At 66.4% G+C, this 23,687-nt stretch carries 20 protein-coding genes and 4 pseudogenes; 10 read left to right on the plus strand and 14 right to left on the minus strand.

Going from position 1 to position 23,687, the window contains the following annotated elements; genetic code table 11:
- The first annotated feature begins 30 nt into the window (after positions 1-30).
- From QM841_RS13775 to QM841_RS13810, 8 genes are all read left to right on the plus strand, one after another.
- Positions 31-1,380, plus strand: a complete 1,350-nt coding sequence (locus QM841_RS13775; protein WP_283332407.1) for an ABC transporter substrate-binding protein — start codon at positions 31-33, stop codon at positions 1,378-1,380.
- A complete protein-coding gene (locus QM841_RS13780; protein ID WP_283332408.1) occupies positions 1,377-2,324 on the plus strand; it encodes a carbohydrate ABC transporter permease in 948 nt (315 codons plus the stop codon). Before QM841_RS13775 ends, QM841_RS13780 begins: the two co-directional genes overlap by 4 nt.
- A gap of 2 nt (positions 2,325-2,326) precedes the next feature.
- Complete coding sequence (locus QM841_RS13785; RefSeq protein ID WP_283332409.1) at positions 2,327-3,151, plus strand: carbohydrate ABC transporter permease; 825 nt, start codon at positions 2,327-2,329, stop codon at positions 3,149-3,151.
- A gap of 46 nt (positions 3,152-3,197) precedes the next feature.
- Entirely contained in the window at positions 3,198-4,847 is a 1,650-nt protein-coding gene (locus tag QM841_RS13790) for a glycoside hydrolase family 13 protein (RefSeq protein ID WP_283332410.1), read from the plus strand.
- Between the two features lie 762 nt (positions 4,848-5,609).
- The gene (locus QM841_RS13795; RefSeq protein ID WP_283332411.1) at positions 5,610-6,152 is read left to right on the plus strand and encodes an AAA family ATPase; all 543 of its coding nucleotides are present in this window, start codon (positions 5,610-5,612) and stop codon (positions 6,150-6,152) included.
- 52 nt (positions 6,153-6,204) lie between these two features.
- Positions 6,205-7,926, plus strand: coding sequence for an ATP-binding protein (locus QM841_RS13800; protein ID WP_283332412.1), 1,722 nt, complete (start codon positions 6,205-6,207; stop codon positions 7,924-7,926).
- A gap of 159 nt (positions 7,927-8,085) precedes the next feature.
- The gene (locus QM841_RS13805; protein ID WP_283332413.1) at positions 8,086-8,703 is read left to right on the plus strand and encodes a recombinase family protein; all 618 of its coding nucleotides are present in this window, start codon (positions 8,086-8,088) and stop codon (positions 8,701-8,703) included.
- A gap of 232 nt (positions 8,704-8,935) precedes the next feature.
- Positions 8,936-9,163: a hypothetical protein gene (locus QM841_RS13810; RefSeq protein WP_283332414.1), complete on the plus strand. Its 228-nt coding sequence runs from the start codon at positions 8,936-8,938 to the stop codon at positions 9,161-9,163.
- A 253-nt stretch (positions 9,164-9,416) separates the two neighbouring features.
- Here QM841_RS13810 and QM841_RS13815 read toward each other — a convergent pair whose 3' ends face one another.
- The 7 genes from QM841_RS13815 to QM841_RS13845 all read right to left on the minus strand — a co-directional run bounded on the left by QM841_RS13815 (position 9,417) and on the right by QM841_RS13845 (position 15,653).
- Positions 9,417-10,727, minus strand: coding sequence for a wax ester/triacylglycerol synthase domain-containing protein (locus tag QM841_RS13815; protein ID WP_283332415.1), 1,311 nt, complete (start codon positions 10,725-10,727; stop codon positions 9,417-9,419).
- Positions 10,724-12,151, minus strand: a complete 1,428-nt coding sequence (locus QM841_RS13820; protein ID WP_283332416.1) for a wax ester/triacylglycerol synthase family O-acyltransferase — start codon at positions 12,149-12,151, stop codon at positions 10,724-10,726. Before QM841_RS13820 ends, QM841_RS13815 begins: the two co-directional genes overlap by 4 nt.
- Before the next feature lie 61 nt (positions 12,152-12,212).
- On the minus strand, positions 12,213-12,812 hold the full coding sequence (locus QM841_RS13825) for an Rv1733c family protein (protein ID WP_283332417.1): 600 nt from the start codon (positions 12,810-12,812) through the stop codon (positions 12,213-12,215).
- A gap of 65 nt (positions 12,813-12,877) precedes the next feature.
- On the minus strand, positions 12,878-13,696 hold the full coding sequence (locus QM841_RS13830; RefSeq protein ID WP_283332548.1) for a universal stress protein: 819 nt from the start codon (positions 13,694-13,696) through the stop codon (positions 12,878-12,880).
- Between the two features lie 13 nt (positions 13,697-13,709).
- Positions 13,710-14,726: an Acg family FMN-binding oxidoreductase gene (locus QM841_RS13835; protein ID WP_280783222.1), complete on the minus strand. Its 1,017-nt coding sequence runs from the start codon at positions 14,724-14,726 to the stop codon at positions 13,710-13,712.
- A gap of 104 nt (positions 14,727-14,830) precedes the next feature.
- Positions 14,831-15,196, minus strand: a complete 366-nt coding sequence (locus QM841_RS13840; RefSeq protein WP_283332418.1) for a universal stress protein — start codon at positions 15,194-15,196, stop codon at positions 14,831-14,833.
- Positions 15,087-15,653, minus strand: a complete 567-nt coding sequence (locus QM841_RS13845; protein WP_283332419.1) for a universal stress protein — start codon at positions 15,651-15,653, stop codon at positions 15,087-15,089. The genes QM841_RS13840 and QM841_RS13845 overlap by 110 nt, the downstream gene beginning before the upstream one ends.
- A 205-nt stretch (positions 15,654-15,858) precedes the next feature.
- Between QM841_RS13845 and QM841_RS13850 the strand changes: the two genes are divergently transcribed.
- On the plus strand, positions 15,859-16,872 hold the full coding sequence (locus QM841_RS13850; protein WP_283332420.1) for an Acg family FMN-binding oxidoreductase: 1,014 nt from the start codon (positions 15,859-15,861) through the stop codon (positions 16,870-16,872).
- A 25-nt stretch (positions 16,873-16,897) separates the two neighbouring features.
- Here QM841_RS13850 and QM841_RS13855 read toward each other — a convergent pair whose 3' ends face one another.
- From QM841_RS13855 to QM841_RS13885, 7 genes and pseudogenes are all read right to left on the minus strand, one after another.
- Positions 16,898-17,152, minus strand: a complete 255-nt coding sequence (locus QM841_RS13855) for a hypothetical protein (RefSeq protein ID WP_283332421.1) — start codon at positions 17,150-17,152, stop codon at positions 16,898-16,900.
- 198 nt (positions 17,153-17,350) lie between these two features.
- Positions 17,351-18,642 (minus strand): annotated as a pseudogene (locus QM841_RS13860) (Ni/Fe hydrogenase subunit alpha).
- Positions 18,626-18,907, minus strand: a pseudogene (locus QM841_RS13865) (NADH-quinone oxidoreductase subunit B family protein); the annotation flags it as partial. The pseudogenes QM841_RS13860 and QM841_RS13865, both read right to left, overlap by 17 nt.
- Positions 18,908-19,115: 208 nt before the next feature.
- Positions 19,116-20,272, minus strand: a pseudogene (locus QM841_RS13870) (4Fe-4S dicluster domain-containing protein).
- A 34-nt stretch (positions 20,273-20,306) separates the two neighbouring features.
- On the minus strand, positions 20,307-20,594 hold the full coding sequence (locus tag QM841_RS13875) for a DUF1876 domain-containing protein (protein ID WP_280783214.1): 288 nt from the start codon (positions 20,592-20,594) through the stop codon (positions 20,307-20,309).
- A 69-nt stretch (positions 20,595-20,663) separates the two neighbouring features.
- Complete coding sequence (locus QM841_RS13880; protein ID WP_283332422.1) at positions 20,664-22,085, minus strand: wax ester/triacylglycerol synthase domain-containing protein; 1,422 nt, start codon at positions 22,083-22,085, stop codon at positions 20,664-20,666.
- Between the two features lie 202 nt (positions 22,086-22,287).
- Positions 22,288-22,542 carry an SHOCT domain-containing protein gene (locus tag QM841_RS13885; protein ID WP_164063258.1) on the minus strand — a complete coding sequence of 85 codons (255 nt, stop codon included), beginning with the start codon at positions 22,540-22,542 and terminating at the stop codon, positions 22,288-22,290.
- A gap of 177 nt (positions 22,543-22,719) precedes the next feature.
- Here QM841_RS13885 and QM841_RS13890 point away from each other — a divergent pair.
- Positions 22,720-23,346 (plus strand): annotated as a pseudogene (locus QM841_RS13890) (serine hydrolase domain-containing protein); the annotation flags it as partial.
- Positions 23,347-23,687 lie beyond the last annotated feature (341 nt).

Below are 23,687 nucleotides of genomic sequence, written 5' to 3' on the forward strand. Positions count from 1 at the left end.
TTGTGATGCGCGTCTCAATGCGGAGGAGCTATGGACTCACACCACTCGAACCGGGGCCGGTGGGCGCGCAGGTTCGCCGCGGTCGCCGGAGCCGCGATCCTGCCGACGGCGGTGGCCTGCGCGCCGCCGGGCAGCGGCTACACCACGACAGCCCCGACGGAGCCGGTAGCGGTGAGCACGGATCTCGGTACCGACCCGATCGAGTTGACCCTGTACGACGGGGCGGGGCTGAAGAAGATCGACGAGGCGTTGATCGCGGCGTTCACCGAGCGCCACCCGAACGTGACCATCACCGCGCGCTATGACCCGGACGAGGTTCAGGCGGTCAACGCGCCCCGGGTGCTCGCCTCGGACAACCCGCCGGACATCGCACGGATCATCGCGCTGCCGGCGGCGGTGGCCAACCGCCAGCTCACCGCACTCGATCCGTGGGCCGAGGCCTACGGCTGGAACGAGCTACCGGAAGGGCAGATGGCCATGTACCGGGTCGATGACGCCGGGGTCCGGGGCACCGGCCCGCAGTACACGATGGCCAGCGGATTCACCCTGACCGGTCTCTACTACAACGAGGAGCTCGCGACCCGGATCGGAATGACCTCACCGCCCACCACCGTCGAAGAATTCGAGCAGGCACTCGCGGCGGCGAAGACTACCGGACTGGTCCCGATCATGGCCGGCAACAAGAGCGCGCAGGTCACCTTCCTGGTCCAGATGATGCTGAACACCGCCCTCGGCCAGGACGCGGTCAACGACTGGGTCTTCAACACTCCCGGCGCCACCCTCGACACCCCCGCCGGCGTCGATGCGGCTGCGGTCGTGGCCGACTGGGCCGCAAAGGGGTACTTCCCCCAGGACACCAACGGCACCGACGCCACCGCCGCCGCCGGACGGTTCGCCGCCGGCGAGGCACTGTTCTACGCCTCCGGGAACTGGGATGCCGCGACCCTGCAGACCAAGATGGGCGAGGACGTCGGCTTCGTTCTCCCGCCGGCACCGGCGGGGGCGCCCGTGCTGGCCATGTCGGATCCGGTGTCCAACTTCGCGATCCCCTCGGGCTCGGACGACAAGAACGCCGCCGCAGCCTTCTTGGACTTCCTCCGTTCAGATGCCGGACGGCAGGTCGCGGTCGATGCCGGTTTCGCCCCGGCCGGCACCGGCAAGGTCCCGGCCACCGCGCCCGGATCGCTGGGTGCTCAGATCCAGGCCGCCTTCGGCAGGCTGGTCGCCTCGGGCGGCCAGGTCCAGTTCGTCCAGAACGCCACCAACGGCATGTCCGGCACCTGGTTACCGCAGGTCCAGATGCTCGCCGCCGGCCGAACCACACCCGGGCAGATGATGGCCGCCGTCCAATCCGCCTACCAGCAGGACCTTCTCCGATGACCTCCACCGCGCACACCCCCCAGGCCTCCCCCGTCCGGGCGTTCGGTCACCGCGCCGCAACCCGGCACGACCGGGGGCACCGCGCCAAACGAGCCCTGACCGGATGGCTGTTCGTCCTCCCCGCGGCGCTGGTGTACACCGTCTTCGTCCTGCGGCCGCTTGTGACCACCATCTGGTACTCCCTCTACAACTGGGACGGCATCTCCGTCGGCAGCTGGGTCGGACTCGGCAACTACGGCCGCGTCCTCACCGACCCGCAGTTGCTGTCCTCGATCGGCCACGCGTTCTTCCTCATCGCGTTCTTCACCGTCTTCCCGGTCATCGGCGGACTTCTCGTCGCCGCACTGCTCCAGGAGATCCGCATCCGCGGCCTCGGAACCCTCACCCGCACTCTGCTGTTCCTGCCGCAGATCATCCCGGGCGCCGCGGCGGCGGTCGCCTGGGTGTGGATGTTCTCGAGCAACGGCACCGTGAACCAACTCCTCTCGGCCGTCGGCCTCGGCGGCCTCACCCGCTCGTGGCTCGGCGACTTCGACTGGGCACTGCCCGCGGTCGGCATCATCGGCACCTGGCTCGGGCTCGGATTCTGCACCATCCTGCTCATGGCGGGCATCGGCAAGATCGACATCGCGATCTACGAGGCCGCCCGCATCGACGGTGCCGGCTTCTTCAGCACCTTCCGGTACGTCACCGTCCCCGCCCTGCGGGCCGAAATCGGGGTCTGCGTCACCGTCACCATCATCGCCGCCCTCGCCAGCTTCGACATCGTGTTCATGTCCACCCAGGGCGGTCCCGGCTACGCGACCACCGTGCCCGGCGTCCAGATCTACCAACTCGGTTTCACCGAAGCCCGCGTTGGCCTCGCCAGCGCACTCGCCGTCGTCCTGACCGGCCTGATCCTGCTGGTCATCCTGCCGATCCAGCGCTTCTTCAGAGAGAAATAGCCATGAAAACCTCCGTCCGCCAACGCATCCCCGGACTCGCCCTGCTGCTGGGCACCATGATCTTCTCGATCCTGCCGTTGCTGAGCATGCTGTCGGCGGCACTGCAACCGCAGGGCACCGTCCCCTTGGGACTGTCGTGGCCGTCGAACCCGCAGTGGCACAACTTCCTCGACGCCTGGCGCGTCGCCGAGGTGACTCCCCTGCTGGTCTCGAGCATCATCCTCGTCGCCGGCGTCGTCCCGGTCGCCGCGTTGTTCGCCGCGATGGCCGGCTACGGGCTCGGGCAGCTGAAGGTCCCCGGCGGCACCGTCGTGTTCCTGCTAATGCTGCTGGGGTTGACCCTCCCGCGGGAAGCGACGATCGTGCCGCTCTACTACCAGCTGCGCGAGATGAATCTGCTCAACACCCGCCTCGGGCTGATCCTGGTCCTGATCGGCACGTTCATGCCGTTCGCCGTGTTCTGGATGCGCGCGCATTTCCTGTCCATGCCGAAAGAGCTCACCGAAGCCGCGGCCCTCGACGGTGCCGGCCCCTGGCAGGCGTTCCGCCACGTCCAGATCCCGCTGGCGGTCCCGGCGTTGGCCTCGCTGTGCCTGCTGCTGTTCCTGTGGACCTGGAACACCTTCCTGCAGGCCATCGTCCTGATCGACGACCCCAGCAAACGCACCATGGCGGGCGCACTGCAGAACTTCGTCGGCCAGTATTCCACCGACGTCGTCCTCCTCAACGCCGGATCACTGCTGATCATGGCACCGACCATCGTGGTGTTCCTGCTGTTCCAACGCCACTTCGTCAAGGCGATGATCTCCGGCGCCGTCAAGGGCTGACTCCGCACCGAGCATGAACTCCCGACCCACCAACCCCGAGGACACCATGACCACATCACCCCAGTGGTGGCACGACGCCGTCATCTATCAGGTGTATCTGCGCAGCTTCGCCGACTCCGACGGCGACGGCATCGGCGACATCACAGGCCTCCGGGACCGCTTGCCGTACCTCGTCGACCTCGGCGTCGACGCCGTGTGGATCACCCCCTGGTACCGGTCACCGATGGCCGACGGCGGCTACGACATCGCCGACTTCCGCGACATCGACCCGCTCTTCGGCACCCTCGACGACGCGGACACCCTACTGGCCGCCGCCCACGCCGCCGGGCTCCGCATCATCATCGACCTGCCCGCCAACCACACCTCGCACACCCACAGCTGGTTCCAGGACGCCCTGGCCAGCGCTCCCGGTTCGCCCGAGCGCGCCCGGTACTTCTTCCGCGACGGACGCGGCGACACCGGTGAGCGCCCTCCGAACGACTGGATCAGCGCCTTCGGCGGACCGGCCTGGACCCGCACCACCGACCCCGACGGACAACCCGGCCAGTGGTACCTGCACCTGTTCGCCCCCGAACAACCCGACCTCGACTGGACCAACCCGGAAGTGCGCGCCGACTTCGCCGACGTCCTACGGTTCTGGTTCGACCGCGGCGTCGACGGCATGCGCATCGACGCCGTGTCGGCCATGGCCAAGGTCCCCGGCCTGCCCGACGCGGGCCACGCACCCGGAGCCCGTTTCGAATCCAGCACCTGGGTCGACAACCCGCACTGGGATGTCGACGCCCTCCACGACATCCTGCGCGAGTTCCGCACCATCGCCGACACATACGGGCCAGACCGCATGTTCGTCGCGGAGGCGATCGTCCGCAGCCCCGAGCGCCTGGCCCGCTACGTGCGACCGGACGAACTGCACACCGCCTTCAACTTCGACTTCCCCCGAGCCGGCTGGAACCCGGCAGTGTTGCGCGCCGCGATCGACCGCAGCCGCGACGCGCTCTGCGAGGTCGGAGCGCCGGCCACGTGGGTGCTGTCGAGCCACGACGAGACCCGCCACCTCACCCGATTCGGGCGCGCCGACACCAGCACATTGCCCATGACCCTGACCGCCGGCACCGACTCCGATCTCGCCCTCGGCACTCGACGCGCCCGCGCCGCCGCCCTTCTTATGCTCGCCCTGCCCGGCGGGGCCTACCTCTACCAGGGCGAAGAACTCGGACTCGAAGAAGTCACCGACCTCCCCGAAAACCTGCTGCAGGATCCGACCTGGGAACGATCCGGGCACACCATCCGCGGCCGCGACGGATGCCGGGTCCCGCTGCCCTGGAACGGTGATCACCCGCCCTTCGGGTTCGCCGCCGACGACATCCAGCCGTGGCTGCCCCAACCCAGCTCCTGGAAGTCGAAGACCGTCGCCGCCGAATCCGGGGACCCCGACTCGATGCTCACCCTCTACCGCACCGCACTCCGACTCCGCCGCACCCTGCCCGCCCTGCGCGGGGACGACTTCGCCTGGCAGCCCTGCGCCCCCGATGTCCTCGCCTTCGACCGGGGACCATCCTTTCGGTGCGTCGTGAACCTCTCCAGCGGGCCCGCCCCGATCGACGCCGGCGCAACCGTCCTCCTCTCCTCCGGCCCCCCGACGGACGCTCTCACAGTTCCACCGGACACCACGGTCTGGCTCCAGACCACACGATAGGAGAGCGATACGACCACCCCGGTGCCTACATCGGCGGACCGCAGACCACGCGTGCCCGAAGTCGACCCACAGGGAACCACCATGACCACACACCACCCCGACGCATCCCCCATTGCTGCTGATCAACCCCACCGCGCGCAGGCCGACGACCGCATCTGCAGATCCCGGACGGGGCATCGTCGACAGGCCTATCGTCAAGTGCCGGCACCTCACGACAGGGAGGCGGAGGAGATCCTCCGATTCGCACGAATCTGGGCGCCCTATGGCGGAGCACCCGATGACGAGACATTCCAACGATTCGGGATGTCACGACCACGTTTCTTCGACAAGCTTTGGGAAAGCGTCCGAGACAGCGGATGCGGCCAGCATCTCGAAAGCCAACTCGCCATTGCCTATCCCCGCCCAACGTTCCGCACAGTGAGCCAGCACGAGCCGACCAACACCACATCCGATTACGAAAGACCACTCCGGGTGCCGAACCCAGATCCACAAGATGGTTCGGACTGAGTTCATCACCGCAACAGTCAATTCTCGGATACTCCGCCTCTACCGACTCTGCAACCTGAACAACCTTGCACTGCAGTACAACCGGTCGTCGGCGACGATCCAACACCACAATGCCCTCGCCGCTACGGCGCAACTCTATTCATGGTGCTACGCCTACGGGAACAGTTCCTCGCCCGAAACGCCCACAACCTCGCGCACGTTTACCCGCCGACGTCACACCCTGCGCGAACCGTAACAGGATGAAAGAAGCGGTCCATGTCACTCCCTACGGGCTCGAGGGTAGGAAACCTACCCTTCGAGCTGTCCAGCTTCGTCGGTCGCCGAAGCGAAGTCGCCGAGGTCAAACGCCTTCTCAGCGCATTCCGGCTCGTCACCCTCACCGGGTTCGGCGGGGTGGGTAAAACACGACTTGCGCTGCGAGTGGCAGCGGACGTGAGCCGGGCGTTCACCGACGGGGTATGGCTGATCGAACTCGGTGAGCAGCAGGACGACACGCGGTTCACCGAAACAGTAGCCGGCGCCCTCGGTATCGAGACGCCATCGGCCACGAGGACGCTCGAAGCCTTAACTGAGTACCTCGCCCCCCGACAGCTCCTCCTCGTGCTCGACAATTGCGAGCACGTGGTTGATGGAGTCGCGGCCCCGACGGCGGCATTGCTCCGGAAGTGCCCAAGACTTCGCATTCTCGCCACGCCGGGAGACTTTGGCAATTGCAGGGGAGGCCGCGCTTCCCTTGCGGCCACTGACTTTTCCAGATCCGGACCGATCTTGCTCAGCGCAAGGGCTGTCCAGCTATGAGGCAGTGCGGCTGTTCATCGAGCGTGCATGCGCCGCCGTCCCAGGGTTCGGCGTGACCGAGGACAACAAGGCTGTCGTTGCACGAATCTGTCAGCGGCTCGATGGGCTGCCGCTGCCGATCGAGCTCGCGGCTGCGGGGTTGCGGGTGTTGTCGGCGCAGCAGATCTTGCTTCGCCTGAGCGATCGATACCGACCTCTGAGCATTGCGAACCGGGGTACACCTGCTCGTCAACAGAGCCTGCGACTGTGTATTGATTGGAGCCACGAGCTCTGCACGGCACGCGAACGCGAAGTGTGGAGAAAGGTTTCGGTCTTCACAGGAGGATTCGAGCTGGACGGGGCGGAGGCGCTCTGCGCTGGGGAGTTCGGCCCGAACGAGCTGCTAGAGGTGTTGGCCGCGCTGGTCAACAAGTCGATCCTGATCCCAGAGCAGACACACGGTGTCATCCGGTACCGGTTGCTTGAAACGGTTCGCGACTACGGGCGGGACAGGCTTCGGGAGAGCGGCGAGTACTCGACGTTGCAACGACGGCACCGGGACTGGTTCGAACAACTGACCGTGCGGGCACACACCGAATGGCTCAGCCCCAGGCAGGCAGAGTGGACCACCCGATTGGAGCGCGAGCTACCAAATCTCCGCGACGCGATGACGTATTGCCTTGCTGATCCGATCCACGCTCCTGTCGGCTTGCAAATAGCCAACGCTCTTCGCCGCTTTTGGATCTCCCGTGGCCTCCTGAGTGAAGGTAGGCAATGGCTCCGTCGGGCCTTGACCTCCCAGGTCGAGCAACCAACCAGATCGCAGGTCACAGCGCTCTGCACCGAGGGCATGCTCGCCGCGTTGCAGGGCGAGGGCACCGATCCCTTCGCTCTCGTGGCGAAAGCGCGTAAATACGCCGCGGGCATGGCGGACCCGATCCTGGAGCAGTTGGTTACCCGCACCGAGGGTCAACTAGCACTCTCGAGCGGCGATGCGGCACTGGCTGTCACTCATTTCGAGAAGGTCCTCGACGCGTGCCGAGCATCCGAAGACCTCGATACGCACCTCGAGGTGCTCCTCGGACTGGGAGTTGCGTGCGGACGGTGCGGGGACCGAGCACGAGCGATGACCTGCTTTGAAGAAATCCTCGCCATCACCGAGCCTTTGGGTGAAACTGTCCACCAAGCGCAAGCCCTGGCAGCGCTCGGGTCAACTGTCTCGTGCACCGACCCCGTTCAAGCGACTCAGCTGCTGACACGAGGCTTACAACTGAGCCGAAGCCTCAACAGCCCTTCGACCGCAACCAGCTGCCTCTACACGTGCGCGTGGATCGCCGCCACCGAGCACCGAACCGAGCACGCCGCGGTGCTGATGGGAGCAATTGAGAAGTTAGGGGAACCCACCGGAGCCAAACGGCTGAATCGGTACAACATCAACGCAGGTCAGGAATCGAGCCTGGCCCGCTTACGTCTCGTACTCGGCGAGCGAGCCTTCAGCAAGGCCGTCCAACAAGGTCGAGGTCTTAGCCTCAGGCAAGCGGTGGCCTATGCGCTCGGTGAAAGCACAGCAGCCGGTGACCCACCACGATCCGGTCCGAACAAAGACCTGACACCGCGCGAACGGCAAGTCGCAGACCTAGTGGCACAGGGGCTGACCAATAGAGTGATTGCGGACAAACTCGTGATATCCCAGCGAACCGCGCAAGGGCACGTCGAGCACATCCTCGCCAAACTCGGATTTGTCTCGCGGGCACAGATCGCGGCGTGGGTGGCGCCGAACGCAGGTGAACGATAGCGGACGAACTTGCCCCCACCTTCGACTGTCCGCTGTTCCGTAAGACGAACGGCCAGCGGAACACCGCGCGCTGCGGATCGCACCACTGCTCACCACTGTTCCGTTTGAGTGTTCCGCGTATTGTTCCGGTGAACCCCCGCCCTATGGAACGCTGGATGGATGGGTGAGCCGTTCCGCGTCGGATATGCCCGATGCTCCACCGACGAACAGGATGTCGGGATCCAGACCGAACAGCTGCTCGCGCTCGCAGTGCCGCGCGAGCGGATCTTCATCGACAAGGGGTTCTCCGGCACGACCCGCAAGAACCGGGCCGGGCTGGACAACGCGCTCGCCGCGGTCACCTCCGCCGCCGCGGCCGTCACCGGCCGGCAGGTGGTGCTGACGACAACGAAATTCGACCGGTTCGCGCGCAACATGGCCGAGGCCGGCGAGATCCTGACCGGTCTACGCGAGCGCGAAGTGCTGTTCGGGCTCGGTAGTTCGGTGTACGACTGGAACGACCCGTTCGGCAAGCTGTTCCTGCAGACGCTGGCTATGGTCGCCGAATTCGAAGCGAACCTGAACCACCTGCGGACCCGGGAGGGCATGGCGAAGGCCCGCGCGAAAGGGCGCCTCAAGGGTAAGCAACCGAAACTGCCTCTCGCCGCACGCAAGACGATCCACCGCCGGTACCACGACCCCGACGACGACGCGAGCTTGGCGGACCTGGCCGACGAGTACAGCGTCGGTCGCTCCACCATCCACCGTATCGTCAGCGGCACCACACCGCGGGCGTAATTCCACCTCGAGGCCCATCGCGCCGCGGTCACGGCAACGCGGCGCTGTCGAATTCGAGGTGTGCCAGCAGAATGGCCCGGGCCGCGCGCTGCCTGGTCGGCGCGTCGCACAGGTAGATGCCGTTGCGGTGATGCGCCCACCAGCTAAGTCACCCCCGACCAGCGGCTACGCCAAATACGCCCGATTTTCGGCGGATACTACGGCGACCCCGTGTCATCCGGGGGCCGCAACGATGAAGGTCGAGGCAGAAAATTCGGCACCAGCAAACCCGGAGGAGTGCGCCATGTCCGGCCACTGTTCGATCGTTGCAGGGATCGACGGCTCACCATCATCGTTGCAGGCGGTTTCGTGGGCGGCCAAAGAACGGCGGGTCCACCTCCTGGCGGCGGAGCCCGGTCACGCGATGGTGCTCGGGTTCATCGGTCGCTGGTGGGAGAAAGGCTACGGCCGCGTCGAGTAGTCGCCAGCAGACTTCGGCCGGTTCGCCCTTCCCGGATATGGCATCGGCGCTTGGGGTTTCACAGTTCTCACGTACGACGCCCACACGTCTGTCCTGGTCACCGAGGTGCGCGTACACGGCACGGACGACAAGGCACGGCGGAGCTTCCGCGGGTATTGGACGGTGGTGGGCCCGTTCGGCAAGGCGATGGGCGGGCCGGTACTGCGCCTGATTCGTGACGAGGCAGAGTCTCTCTGAGTCGCGACCCAGCTCGTCACTCGATGGCGGCCCGGAATTGCTCGTGCAGAGCCGCGGCGAGCTCGCGGACCTCGGGTACGACGTCGGGGTCGACGATGATCGTTACTGTCAGCGTGCCCGCATAGGACAATGCCGCGAACGCGACGCCGACATTCCCCGCGGTGACGGTAATCGGGGTGATGCCCGTGATCGGTGCACCGGCGATGACGAGTTGCCCAGGGGGACCCGGGAGGTTCGTCAGGAACGAGTTGACGAGTCGCTGACGATCGACGAACCACCGAAACAACCGCACGGCGGCCAGAATCCGGAAAAGTGGTCCGATCAGCGTCGAGGATGTGCCTCGGGTCCGCATCTTCCGGGCGCGGGTGACGCGCGAAACAGCGGCGAGCCGTTCCTCGAAGCTTCCTACCAGCGGTACGCGGACGGGCATCACGCCGACCTGGTTCCCCAGGTGCCCACTGGTTGTCGCACTCCGGGCCGAGACGGGGACCGAAACCACCAACTCCTGGGGAAACTCCTTCCGCTCACGTAGGAGTTCGGCCAATGCCCCAGTGACGGCGACCAACAGAACATCGTTGACGGTGGCACCCGACCTCCGCCCCGCTGCCCGGACACCGTCGAGACCGACGTCGACGGTCACTACCCTGCGACGGGGACCGGTGGCAGTGTTCAGGGAACACCGCGGAGCCCACCCGCCGCGACCACGACCGAGTTCGGCCCAGCCGCCTCGTATACGAGCAATCCTGCGCGGAACTCGGCGCAGCGTGCGGCACCGTTCGCAAACGCCGTCGACGAACCGGCCCCGAGGCGGTGCCGCGGTATCGTCGGCCGGCTCAGCCGGGTCCGCGCCGTCGACCAGGCGCGTGAGCACGGCGAGACCACCGATCCCGTCGGCCACGACGTGATGCAGCACCAGTACCAGACCGGTGTGATCGTCGATGAGACCGGTGACGACGACCGCCCGCCACAATGGTCGTGACCGGGGCAGCGGCCGGGTCACCGCGTCCACCGCGATTGCCAGCGCAGCGTCATGGCCCCCCGGGCTCGGGCACCGGACTCGGGCCACATGGGCGCGGACATCGAAATCGGAGTCGTCGACCCAGTACGGCCGTCCCAGGCCCCGCCGTGGCGTGGCCAGGCGCTGTTGCAGGCGCCGAATGCTGGTGAGCCGTCGTGTGAACGTGGCCTCGACGGTCGCCGCATCCACGTCACCGTCACCGGCAACGAACAGTAAAGCGCCGACGTTCATGGGTACCGGTCCGACGTCTGAGACGAGCGTGATCAGGTCGCCCGAGCAGAGTTGCTCGCGACGGTCGCCGGCGGTCATTCGGAGGCTGCGTCAGCCGCGCGCGACGAGGCGAGGAGGGTCAGGACACCGCGTTCTATCGAGTCGGAGAGGTCGGTGAGGTCCGGTGTGGTGTCGTAGTCCCCGGTGAGACCGAAGGCGAGATGGTCGCTGTAGCTGAGGATCGCGATCCCGATCCGCAGCCGCAGCGCGATCGGCACGTACGGAAAGATCTCCAGGATCGTGCGGCCTATCACGTGTCGTGTGGCTTTCGGACCGGGGACGTTGGTTGCGACGGCGACGACACTGTGCTGAGGAAACCGGGTGGCGAGTCGAACGGCCCAGGCCATGGGCATGAACGGTCCGTACTGGGCCACCGCGGTGAACGCCTTGCCCCCTTCCGCTTCCTTGCTCGCCTTGTGCGTCGTGAGGCGTTCGTGGACGGCGACCAACTGCTCGACCGGGTCTTCGATGTCGACTGGCAGAAAGGGCAGCATGAGCGAGACCTGATTGTGGATCGCATGTTCCTCGGTTGCGGAGCGGACGGACACGGGAACGAGCGTGCGGACCGTGTGGGGTTCGGGACGCTCGCCCCGTTTCAGGAGCAGCTGCCGTAGTCCGGTGGTGATCGCCGCGAGTGCGACGTCGTTCACGGTGACCTGGTACGTGGCGCAGATTTCGCGAACGTCATGCATCCTGACTCGCGCGGCGCAGTAGCGGCGCTGGCGACCGATCGGTCCGATCAGCGAAGTGTCCGTGGATGAGGTCAGTATCTCGGACAGCAGGTGGGTGAGGCCGGTTGCCACGCCGATACCGGCGGCTGTCAGCCGACGTGGAATTGCCAGTGCCGCCGAGACGAGCCGGAGTTGCCGCACCGGGGACAGGAACTCGATCGTCGAGCGGACCAGGCTCTCGACGCTCTCGAGGCGTGTACCGACGGTCGGTACCGGCTCGGCGTCGGTGTCGGGCTCTGCGGTCGTCGACGTTTCGGCCACGACTTCGTCGCACATGGCCTCGAAGAATTTGGTTCCGGTGATCCCGTCCGCCATGCAGTGATGAATCTTGGTCAGTATGGCCCAGCGGTCGTCGGTGAGGCCTTCGACGACCCAGCATTCCCACAAGGGGCGGTCACGGTCGAGTCGGTGCGCCATGACCCGGGCAACGAAACCGAACAGGGACTCCTCCTCCCCTGGTTCCGGGACGGCGACCCGTCGCAGATGATGGCCGAGGTCGAAATGCGGATCCGGTGACCAGGAGGGTGGGCTGAAGTCGAGTGGGACCGTGTGAACCCTGTCTCGGGCGTGCGGGAGCTTCGCGAAACGTGCGGCGACCGTGTCACAAAATTCGTCTTGCCCGGGAACGGGGCCCTCCATGATGGCGAGAGCACCGATCGTCAGGCTCGCGTGTGGGTCGGAGTCCTCCGTCTCGAGAAAACCCGCGTCCAGGAAGCTCAAGTTGTCGTCCACTGGCTCTGGCCTCACCATTCGGAAATCGTCGTCGTCTTCTTGTGTTCGACATCAATGGGCGTCAGCTGACCGGCCACCCGGGGGCCTTTCCGAGGTTCCTCCACTCGCGGTCCCACTGTGACATCCGGTATCTCGTTCCTGCCCAGCGAATTCCGATCAACATCGTGAGACAGATCGTCGCACCCATTGTCCACAGTGCGAGTGCGGCGCCCACGGCCTCGAATGCGTTCTCGGTGCCTGTCTTCGGCGCATCGACGATCTTGCCGGCCGGGTCGATCCACATGCTGATCGTTTGTCCCGCCTTCGCTTCCGGCGCGGTCAGTACCTGGCCGGTGCGTGTGGTCCCATCCACTGTCCACCGGGCCTGTGCCTGCCCCGTGGCACCCGTTGCCGGGGTGGTATCCGCCAGGTTCACAGTTGGGTCCTCGAGGAGCACTGCCGCGATCTGATGCCGGTTCTCGCGGTCGGCGCGGGATTGGCCGTCGAGGCGTGTGTGAGTAACGGTTCCGAAGGCTGCGGCGAGGGGAACCAAGATCAGCACCAGGGCGACGACGGCGAGGAAGACCGAGGATTCGAGGCGATAGCTTCCCCGCATCAGTCGGTTCCCGCTCCACGGCCCCAATCGCCACATCCGCGATACCAGTGTCTGTTCCCCGATCATGGCGACCTCCTGCGATTGCTCCTTCGAGTGTCGCGCCGGGACAGATGCCGATGTAGGGCCCAAGGTCATCGCTCTGGTCGGATCGGTCCGGCGATCAGGAGGGGACACGGGGTTATGTGCACCAAGGCTGCGCTGGTCGAGCCGAGCGTCATCCCGGAAAAGCCGCCCCGTCCGCGGCTGCCGACGACGATCATCTGGGCTTCGTCGGCCATTTCGAGGAGGTGGCGAACCGGTCGGTCCCGAACGAGGGTCTGTCGCACCCGGACCTCGGGGAATCGTTCACACCATTCGGCGACGCCGGCTTCGAGCACCGACCGCTCCATGGTCTGCTCTTCACCGACGGGGAGTATCGACAGGTCCTGGTCGGACCACGCGTGCAGTGCGATCAGTTCCGTGCTGTGAAGGGAACACTCCTCGAACGCCAGACCGACGGCCCGGGCACTGCTCGGAGATCCGTCGACGCCGACGACGACGGGTCCCGTGCCGTCCGCGACTCTCGACCAGCCGTCGATCACTGCTACAGGGCACTGCGCATGACGCGCCACGGCCGAGGTCACGGAGCCGATCAGCCCGTCAGTGAACTCGCCGAGTCCGCGTCTGCCGAGTACGACCATTATTGCGCCGGCGGATCGGTCGACGAGTGATCCCGGGGCGTTCTGATGGGACACTTCGGCCCGAATGTCGATGTCTGAGTCTGCGGATCCGGCTCGGGCGGTCTCGAGTGCTTCGGCAAGGTCCCGCTCGGCTCGGGCGTGGAGGATTTCAGCGAGTCGCGGCCCATCTTGTGCACCGCGGTACGTGATGCAGGACAACAACAGTAGCGGCGCCCCGCGCACTTCTGCCTCACGTGCGGCCCACCGCACCGCATCCAGCGACGTCCGGATGAGTCAGCATGCCCTACTCACCTGGCGGGTTGCTCGGAGCAGGCCGCTCTCGAACCAGGACTTCCGATAACGGGCGTCTGGGTGTGGGCGACGGTTCCCCCACCCCGGTGCCCGCTCCCACCCTGATCAGAACTTGCGGCATCCCGTCCCCGGAAGACAGCTCCCGCAGCATTGTCCGTGTCGCGGCGCGTTCGGTCAGATGGGTGACGGGGCAGGTGGCGAGTCCGCGGTCCGTGCAGGCGAGCAGAACGGCGGAGAGTGCTTCGCCGCTCCGTAGCCAATCAAGTCTCGAATCCGAGGATGTGGAGAGCAGGAGGATCGCGGCGCTGTCTTCCGACGGGCCGCCGTCGGGTGTGCTCGCGCGGCCGGGTGGAAACTCACGTGAGAGGTGCACCGAGTGCTGCTGCGAGTCGGACGGGCGCGCCTGTTCCGGCACACCGTCGGGGAACAGTCCGCGCCCCGACCACCACCGCAGTTCGGCTTGGTAGGTGGGGTCGTCGTGCCGTAAACCAGTCATCCGGCGTGATGCGTCCTCGAGTGCGGGACGGCTTCGCTCGCCGAGGTCTTCGAGTTCGACGCCTGTTCCTGCAATGATTCGCACCAGCTGTTCGAGTGTCTCCGTCCACGCGGGCGGTGCGTCCAGTGGCAGTCGTTCGGTTCGCCTTCGTTCGATCGCCGCCGCCATTCGGGCGACGAAATCTGTCGGTGTCGGAGCCGGGACGAAGCCGATCGTCGACAGAAGTTGCCGGTCGGAGGAACGCGGCAGCCGTTCGATCACAGGACGCCAGCGATTCGCCGCGAAGGCGTACTCGAGGTGATTCAAGGCCGCACCGCAGGAGATCACCATCTGACGACCGAAGCCATCGGTGGCGGGTAGCAGCCGGTCGGGATCGCTGTACAACCGCAGGGCAGTGCCCATCACCCAACGCCACGGTTGGCTGTTGTGCAGTGACGGCGCGCGACACGCCAGCGCCACAGCTGACTCGACCGTACGTCGGTCGGGTACCACGGGCAGTTCTCGCGTGTTCACAGTGCGTCCGTGAATGTGGTGGGTGCTCCGCCGATCATCGTGTCTCCTGAGTTGTACTGGCTTCGAGTGTTGTGCTCGCAGCTCGGTGACTCTAGGGCCGTTGGTCATCGACGCCGCCGAGGAAGGTTGCACCATCTGACCGGCACATTTGCGGTGTAGCGGTCGCCGAACTCCACGACCTGATCAGGGACCGTGTCGGTGTCACAGTGAACCTTGCTGATCATGACCGGACACCGAGCCCGGTGCAGCATGTCCCGACTCGTCGACCCGAGGACCGCACGGCCGAGCGCGCCGTGCCCGTGGCTTCCGGCGACGAGAAGCTGCGCGTCCACACACCAGCGGAGCAATACTTCGCCAACTTCACCGGACTCGACAATCTCTCGCACGGCGACGTCGGGGTATCGTTCGGCCAGTCCCGCGAGACTTTCCGCCAGAACCGCAACGCTCCCGTTGACGGGCCGCGACCTCATCCGGTGCGTTCTCGGTTTCGGGCCGCACCACGACCCGGCACCGGGAGTGATGGGCGAGTCGCAACGCCGTCGCATTCAAATATCCTTCCACCGGGCCTCGTGCCGTCGACCCGATCACCACCATGGACGCCGAGTCCGCCAACGGCAACAGGGCGCAGGGCGCCGTCGATCCGGCCGGTAGGAAACACTCCACGGCGAGGGCACTCCGGTCGGCTCTGATGCTGCGCACCGCATCGGCCAGGAACGTTTCCCCTGCGATGTGGTCCTCGTCTTCCGACGGCAGGGGCCGCGGTTCTGTGTAGAAGACCGGGTGTGGGGGAAGCACGTGAACCAGGTGCAGCGTTGTTCCCTGCCTCTCCGCAACCGCGGCGGCCCAGTGTGCAGCGGCTCTCGCTGCCGCCGAGTCGTCGACTCCGACGACAACCGGGGCGAGAGAAGGTGTCCCCGCGTCGGTCACGGTCGACTCACCGCGTGCACACCATGCGGATGGCGATAGCGCCGGACATCTTCCCAGGTTTGCAGCGGGCGCATCCCCGTCAGTAGGGTCTTCCGGCCCGAATCGTCGACAGGTCTCCGCCAGTGACCATCGGCCCTAACCTCGGGCCACGGAAAGGCGAACACTGAGGTGGACGCACCGACTGTCCGACCCAGGTCAGGGCGGAGTGCGATTCACCGAGGAGGCGATCGTGGACAGCACCATTCCCGACGAGAACGTCGTTCGCATTGCCGTGGACCTCGCCTGCCGGGCACCGTCGGTACACAACAGTCAACCGTGGCAGTGGACGTACGCCGACGGCCAGCTCGACCTCTACACCGAACGTGGGCGGCTTCTGGCCTCGACGGACCCGTCGGGCCGACAGTTGGTCGTCAGTTGTGGTGCGGCGCTGAATCATCTCCAGACGGCATTGACAGGGCTCAAATGGTCCGTCGACATTCGGCGCGTCCCGGAGGGTCCGCACTCGGGGCACCTGGCGACGATTCGGTTCCGCCACGACGCCCGGCCTCAGTCGCACGACTTCGATCTGCTCGCGGCGATCCGGCACCGGTATTCCGACCGCAGGCCCTTCGGCCCGATCAGCGTGAAGACCCCGTTGCCCACGGCATTGACCGACATGGCGCGGGGCATGGACGTCCACCTGACACGGCTGGGACAGGATGCTCGTCCGACCCTTGCGAAGGCGACGGAGTTGACTGCGGCGGCACGGAAATACGATTCCGCGTACCAGGCCGAGCTCCACTGGTGGGCCGGTCATTCGATTCCTCAGGGTGGAATACCCGCAGATTCGCTCGCGACCGCGGAGAACCGTGACCGCGTCGACATCGGGCGCCGCTTTCCCACAGGCCGCGACAACAACGCGACCGCGGAGATCGACCGCTCGACGGTTCTCGTGCTGAGCACCGACACCGACAGCCGCGATGCGTGGCTCAGGGCTGGTGAGGCCCTGTCCGCGGTGCTGCTGGAGGCTACCGTCGGCGGTCTCGCGACCTGCCCGCTGACGCACACGACCGAACTACGGCAGAGCCGGGAGATGATCCGCGAACTACTCCCCGACCGCGGCTTCCCGCAGGCCCTGATTCGGGTAGGCACGACTGAGAAGAAGTCTCCGCCACGGCAGACTCCACGACGCCCCGTCGAGTCGGTGTTCTCGATCGGCCGCCGCCACTCCGCTCGTTGACGATTCCGGCGACACCTGCGCACGGTCAGGACATTCGGTCGGAGGGCTCACTGATCACCGACAGCACCGCCGACACCGCCGTGTCGACAGCTCGGCCCACCGCGGGTGAGAGCCCGCGGCCACCGCCCAGATCAGCGACCTCCACCGCCAGGACGATCATTCTGTGGGGCAGCCGATCGAGCACGGCGCCGAGGCGGATTGTCTGGTCGAGCGCGATTCCGTGCGTGCTGAACGACCCCGCCCGAACGTCGCCGAGCTCGTCCGGAGTGAGCTGATACACGGCGCCGGGTCGCAGACGACGGCATCCACGATGACGGCCAACTGCGCACCGGTCCACGCTTCGAGCAGAGTGGCCGGGTCCCCATCGGATACCGACACGCACACGTCCGGGGCGACGTGGCCGCGACCTGCCGCGCAACGATCGGGCCGATCCCGTCGTCGCGGCGGAGATCGTTTCCCAGCCCGATCACCACGACGGTCATCGGCGGTCGACCGTGAGGGTCAGAAAGTGGGTGGCGCAGGAGATGCACGGATCGTAGTTGCGGATGGTTCGTTCGCACAGCGTTGTCAGATCGTCATCGGCCGGCATGAGATTTCCGTCCACCGCGCGCCGTAGATCGTGTTCGATGGCAGCCTGATTCTGCGAGGTCGGAGGAATGATGATGGCGGCGCGGATCGATCGGGTGGGATCGAACTCGTATCGGTGATACAGCAGTCCACGGGGTGCCTCGCTGACCCCGTGCCCGACCGTGCGTATCGGTGGCCCTGCGGTGAAGGGCTCCGCAGGCCGCTCGTATCGGTCGATGATCCGCAACGCTTCCTCGACGGCGTAGACGACCTCGACGGCGCGGACGACGATGCTGCGGTACGGGTTCCGGCACTGCGCGCCCAGCCCGGCATCGGCGGCGGTCTGCGCCGACACTCCGGCAAGCTGCGACGAGTTGAGTGAGTATCGAGCCAGTGGTCCGGTGAGGTACCGGCGGCCGTCGAGCTCGGCGTGGAGCGCGGTCGAGTGCGGGACCTGACGCTCGACCACGTGCTTCGGGAATTCGTCAGCGGTGCAGCGTAATCCGGTCGACGACCAGATCTCGCCGTCGTCGATCGCGTAGCTGGAGTCGTCGTGAAGTGCGAGGAGGTCGTGGTCGAGTTCGACGTCGGGGAAGTCGAAGGACGACACCCATCGGACGGTTGCCACGGCGTGATCGAGTGCCGTGCACAGTTGGTCGGACAGGGGAATCAGTTCGGCTGTGGTCGGCATCCGGTGGAACCCGCCGATTCGGACGTTGACCGGGTGGATCGGTCTGCCACCGAGCACATCGAGGATCGCGTTTCCGGCCTTCTTCGACGACAGGCCCCGCTCGACGGCCTCCCGATCGCGCCGGGCGAGGGCAATCGAATCCGGGAACACCAGAAAGTCGGGTGCGTGCAGGAAGTAGATGTGCAGCACGTGACTGACAATCCACTCGCCGCAGTACAGAGTCGCCGCAGATCCCTCACCGCGTCGTCGAGTTCGAGTTCGCATGCCTGCTCGATGGCATTGCATGCGCTCACCTGGTAGGCGACCGGGCAGATACCGCAGATACGCGAGGTGATGTCCGGGGGTTCGAGAAAGTGGCGGCCGCGGAGGAAGGATTCGAAGAAGCGGGGCGGCTCGTAGATGTTGAGTTCGACGCGTTCGGCTCTCCCCTCGCGCACGGTTACGTCGACCCGGCCCTCACCCTCGACCCTGGCGAGGGCGCGCACGGTCAGTTCCCTATTCCGGGGCGCCACGGTCGTGCCCTTCCGATCCGTAGGCCGCTACGTTGAACGTGGCGAAGATGCGGCCTATGGCGTCCTCGTTCATTCCGCACGTGCGCAGCCACCCGCTCATCGCGGCGAGATTCGGGTCGGTGGTGGGACCGAAGCAGCCGTAGCACCCGCGGGCGACCGACGGACACAGCGCGCCGCACCCGGAGTGGGTCACCGGGCCGAGGCACGGTGTTCCGTCGGCGACCATCACACACGTCAGTCCGCGCCGCTTGCACTCGGTGCAGGTTTCGAGTGCGACGGTGCCGCGGCCGGGTACCAGCGTGGTCAGGACGACACTTCCGGTGCCGAGCAGCCAGCACCGGGTCGCCGGTTCGTTCTCGCGGAAGACGAATTCCCCCGCGGCGAATCGAACCGGGGTGCTGAGTTCTGCGAGCCGCAGCCGGTGCCTGTGTCCGAGGGCAGGGGGCAGGGGGGCAGCGGCGCTTCGTCGGCGTTCACCGTTGCTCCCGGTCGTCCTCCGGCCGATACGCCGGCATGAGCTGGACGAGCCGTGCGGCCTCTTCGGTGATGTCGATACCGACTGGGCACCAGTCGATGCACCGTCCGCATCCCACGCACCCGGAGCTGCCGAACTGGTCGAACCACGTGCCGAGTTTGTGGGACATCCACTGCCGGTACCGGCTCTCCCCTGACGTCCGGATGTTCCCGCCGTGGACGTGGCTGAAATCGGGTTCGAAACACGACGACCAATGCTGCCAGCGCTCGGCGTGCTCGCCGGTCAGATCGGTGACGTCCTCACTGGTGGTGCAGAAACAAGTAGGGCATACCATCGCACAGTTTCCGCAGGTCAGGCACCGGCTGGCAACGTCCTCCCAGACGTCGGCTCCGCGCGCGTCGCGGAGCAGTGCACGAGATCCACCTCGGGCATTGCCCGTCCCATCCGGCCGGCTGCGGTGCTCACGGCGTTCCGGGCCTCGTCGACCTCTGCGGTCGCGGCGGTGTGGTGGTCGACCTCGGCGAGGACGGCGGCACCGGATTCGGTACCGGCCTCGACGACGAAGCGGTGACCGTTGTCGTCGATGCGCTCGGTCAGTGCCAGGTCGTATCCGGGGCCGGCCGCCGGTCCGGTCCCCATCGAGGCACAGAAACACACACCTCCGGGTTCGGTGCAGTGGGCGGCCACGATGAACAGGTGCCGGAACCTGCGGGCGGTGGTGCTGTCGGAATCAGGGTCCGGGCACAGCACCCGGCGCAGGACCGCGATCGCCGCGAGATCACAGCCTCGAACCCCCACGAATGCGTAGGGCCACTCGTCGGGTGCCGGTGCGATGAAGGCACCGTCCCGGTCGACGGACCACTGCTGCTGTCGTGGCGGATGGAGGAAGCGTTTCCACGACTGCGGGCCGGCCGAGTGGCCGAAGACCGCGGCGTCGTCCCGCCGACGCAGCCGATACGTCCCGGGCCCGGTTGTCACACCCCAGCCGGACGGTAGCTGCGCGCCGGATTCGAGTTCGGCGAGAACGATGGCCGAGTCCTCGACGGTGGGACCGACAACGCAATAGCCGCGGGCGCGGAGGGCCTCGATCAGTTGGTCGAGGCCGCGGCGATTCAGAACACTCGCATCGGTGTGCACGGTCGATTGCCCATCCATGCGCTCACTCCTTTTGCCTTACCGGCGGGTCCGGTCACTCGGTGAGGTGAACGCGGCTGTGCGTGGCCGCTTCTACGTCGGACGCGGTGAGCTCGATCAATTGGTGGGCCAGGTCGGCCAACGCACGTGCCGTGGCCAGTTCGTCCCCGATCTCGGGGATCTCGGTGTCCGCGGGATTCCGGCGGGCGAGCCCGACCCCGACGAGGGTGTGGGTATCGCGGGTTCGGAGCCGGGCCTGTGCCCGGGTCCTGGATCCACCCTCGTCGGCGTCGTGTTCGTCGATGACGATCTCCACGGACCACTTCTTCTCGTTCATGTTCATCGGCCTCCGTTCGGTGTGGACGCGGTGTCGCGCCCTCGATGTGGTTCTCGGGTATGGGGTGTGCCGCGATCACGAGGCCACGACCACCCTCGTATCGGTTGTCTTCGCGCACAGCCCGAGGACGGCGCGAAACCCGTCGGCTATCGAATCGGTCAAGGCGGCGAGATCCGGGACGGCATCGGCGTCGGCGTTGATCCCGACACAGCATCGTGAGGTGTAGGACATCAAGGTGACGTTGAACGCCGATCCGAGTGTGGGGCTGAACGCGTAGTAGTGCAGAATCTCCGACCCGGCGACGAACAGTGGCACCGGCGATCCGACGACGTTCGAGGCGACGAAGTCGACGTGTTTGAGCATGTTTCCGAGTGTCGAGGCTGGAAGCAGGTTCAAGGCGCCGGCGATCGTCGGTGACAGCGGAATCGCGGACTCGTGGCGCCAGGCATCCACCGTGGCGTGCACCCGGCGCATCAACTCGGCGGGGTCGTCGATGTCGGTGGGTAGTGCAAAACGTGCCAGGGTGATGCGGTTGCCTCCCACCTGGTCCGTCTCGGCACGCAGGCTGATCGGCAGCGTCATCCGCAGTTCGCTGATCTCGGCGCCGTGCAGTCGGTGGTACTTCGCCATTCCCAGCAGGACAGCAGCCAGAAACGCGTCGTTGATCGAACCGGCACCCGCCGCGGCCGCCTGAGCGAGCGCCTCCACCGGCACGTCGAGCACCGCACAGTGACGCCGCGTGCTGCGTTTCGACATCACCGGGGACAGCGTGGACACCACGGGACGCGTGAGGCGCAGTGTGGAGCCGGCTAGTGCGGCTGCATCGCGCCAGGTGGCCCTCGGAGTCCGGACCAGTCGAACACTGTTGCGGCCCAGCGCGTTCGATGCCCGGCGGGCCACGTCGGCGGCCGTGTTCCGGTACCAGGAGAGGCGGCCCGGCGGAGTGGGCGATTCACCGTTCGGCGCGGCCGTCCGATGGTCGGTCCGGTCCGGCCGCGGCCCGCCGTCGCGGGTGAAATCCACGATCTCCCGGGCAATCTGCATTCCACTGACACCGTCGGTGAGAGAGTGATGCACCTTCATCACGAGGGCGGACCTGCCGTCGTGGAGTCCGTCGAGAACGGTGAACTCCCACAGCGGACGGCGCTTGTCGAAGGCGGTCATCTCGGCGGTCCGGGCGAAGTCGAGAACCCCGTCCCATGTTCGTGGTTCGGGGAGGGTGTAGCGGCGCAGGTGCCAGCTGAGATCGAAATCGTGATCGTCCGCCCACCTCGGCGGCGCAAAGCCCATCGGAGCCTCGATCGCCGTCCGCCGGAAGAGGGGAACCAGGTCGACCGCCCTGCGCATCATGTCGACGAATCGGCTCTGATCCGGACTGCGGTCGAGCAGCGCGACCGCCACGATGGTCGACCGGAGGATCGGGTCCTGCTCCATCCGCCACGACATGAAGTCCGTCTGGGTCATGTAGCGCTGATTCGTCGTGCTCACGTCGGTCAACTCGCTCGTCGATTGGGTCTGCGGTCGGTCGTCTTCGGTGTGTCCCGCCGGGGCCCGGTCCCTTGGGGTTCCCGGCGGCCACGGGTCACATCGGCATCATGGGCATGGGTGGCAGAACACCCGTGCTGTGCAGCCACATCATGAACATGTGGAACATCTGCATCGCATCCATCACGGTCACCTCCTTCGCCGTGCGCTCGTGTCAGGGTGTCGTCCCGGCGCGCAGAATGGTCAGGCGACTCCGGTATTCCTGCTCGTCGATCTCGCCGCGCGCGAACCGCTCGGCAAGGACCGCCTCAGCACTGCGAAGCGGCGGCGACCCACCGGGCGGTGCCGGGAACGGGTGACTCACATAACGGATCAGCAGGATGATCCCCACGATCAGCAGCCCCCAGAAAAGCGCCATACCGGTGAACATCAGTGCATACCCCCAACCGCCGAAATCATCGTCGTACATCACGGGGCGGCCTCCTACGGTCTGTTCGGCGGTGTGTGTCCGGGTCGGCCCGCCGTACTACCAGTGTCCAACCGTGCGAGGGGTGGTTCACAGGGTCTTTCGGCCGTTTCCGGTGGTTTCGCTCCGGCGGAATCAGCGCGCCGTATCCGGCGTTGTATACAAGTGATGGCGGTGGCGTACCTGCACGGTGAGCCCGTGGTCGACATCTGGTCGGGATGGGCCGCGCGCGACACCCGCTGGCAATCCGACACCGTGTCGGTGTCCTTCTCCACGGGCAAGGGAGTTGCGAGCACGGTGCTCCACCGGGCTGGTGGACCGCGGACTGATCGACTACGACGCCCGTCGCCACGTATTGGCCCGAGTTCGCGAGTGCCGGCAAGGAGTTGGTGACGGTGCGGGAGCTGTTGACGCACCAGGCCGGTCTGCGCCGCGTGCGCGGACTGGCACCGGGACCCTCGGCGCTGTTCGATCACGACAGCGTCGTCGGCGCACTCGCATCCGCGGCGCCGGATCGTCGCTGAGCCGTCATGCCGGGCTATCACGCCGTCACGTTCGGATCACTGGTCGCGGAACTCACCACTCGGGCGACCGGCTCGTCGTTCACCGACCTCGTCCGCGCCGAGATCGCCGAACCCCTCGGAATCCGGGAGTTCTGGTTTCAGGTTCCCGCGGAGGAACGTCACCGCATCGCGAAGTCCTTCCCGCGCATCACTCCCTTCGGGGTGCCCCTGGGAGACCGTGTCCTTCGCCCTATCGTGCCTGCCCGTGCTGCGAAACATCGCACACGCGGCATGCCGGAGGGGCCAGGGGCGTAGGTCATCTGGCTGCAATGCGGCAGGCTCGACGCTTGGCCGCCTGGCACAGTCCGGAAAGTGACGGTTGACCCTACTCGGTGGACGACATCGTTGGTTGAATCCGAAGTGACACGACACCCCGGAGTTCGTCATGAATCCCCACGGCACCATCGTCGACCGGAAGATCAGTCGACACCGAGACACACGCGCTCACCAGCGCCGGACACCAGACGACCGAATCGACTGGCCCGACCCGAGCCCACTGGCGGACTGGTGGGCGCGTGTGATGTCCGGTGCACACCCATCGACGAGAACCGTCGGCCAGAACATGCTCGGGCACCGAGCGCCGGG

It is taken from the genome of Rhodococcus sp. IEGM 1307, assembly GCF_030056915.1.
In the GTDB taxonomy this organism is placed as follows: domain Bacteria; phylum Actinomycetota; class Actinomycetes; order Mycobacteriales; family Mycobacteriaceae; genus Rhodococcus_F; species Rhodococcus_F opacus_D.

Coding starts and splice junctions, on each gene's coding strand:
- QM841_RS13775 (WP_283332407.1), top strand. CDS start 31: ATGGACTCACACCACTCGAACCGGGGCCGGTGGGCGCGCAGGTTCGCC.
- QM841_RS13780 (WP_283332408.1), top strand. CDS start 1,377: ATGACCTCCACCGCGCACACCCCCCAGGCCTCCCCCGTCCGGGCGTTC.
- QM841_RS13785 (WP_283332409.1), top strand. CDS start 2,327: ATGAAAACCTCCGTCCGCCAACGCATCCCCGGACTCGCCCTGCTGCTG.
- QM841_RS13790 (WP_283332410.1), top strand. CDS start 3,198: ATGACCACATCACCCCAGTGGTGGCACGACGCCGTCATCTATCAGGTG.
- QM841_RS13795 (WP_283332411.1), top strand. CDS start 5,610: ATGTCACTCCCTACGGGCTCGAGGGTAGGAAACCTACCCTTCGAGCTG.
- QM841_RS13805 (WP_283332413.1), top strand. CDS start 8,086: ATGGGTGAGCCGTTCCGCGTCGGATATGCCCGATGCTCCACCGACGAA.
- QM841_RS13810 (WP_283332414.1), top strand. CDS start 8,936: ATGAAGGTCGAGGCAGAAAATTCGGCACCAGCAAACCCGGAGGAGTGC.
- QM841_RS13815 (WP_283332415.1), bottom strand. CDS start 10,727: ATGACCGCCGGCGACCGTCGCGAGCAACTCTGCTCGGGCGACCTGATC.
- QM841_RS13825 (WP_283332417.1), bottom strand. CDS start 12,812: ATGATCGGGGAACAGACACTGGTATCGCGGATGTGGCGATTGGGGCCG.
- QM841_RS13840 (WP_283332418.1), bottom strand. CDS start 15,196: ATGAGGTCGCGGCCCGTCAACGGGAGCGTTGCGGTTCTGGCGGAAAGT.
- QM841_RS13875 (WP_280783214.1), bottom strand. CDS start 20,594: ATGAACATGAACGAGAAGAAGTGGTCCGTGGAGATCGTCATCGACGAA.
- QM841_RS13885 (WP_164063258.1), bottom strand. CDS start 22,542: ATGTACGACGATGATTTCGGCGGTTGGGGGTATGCACTGATGTTCACC.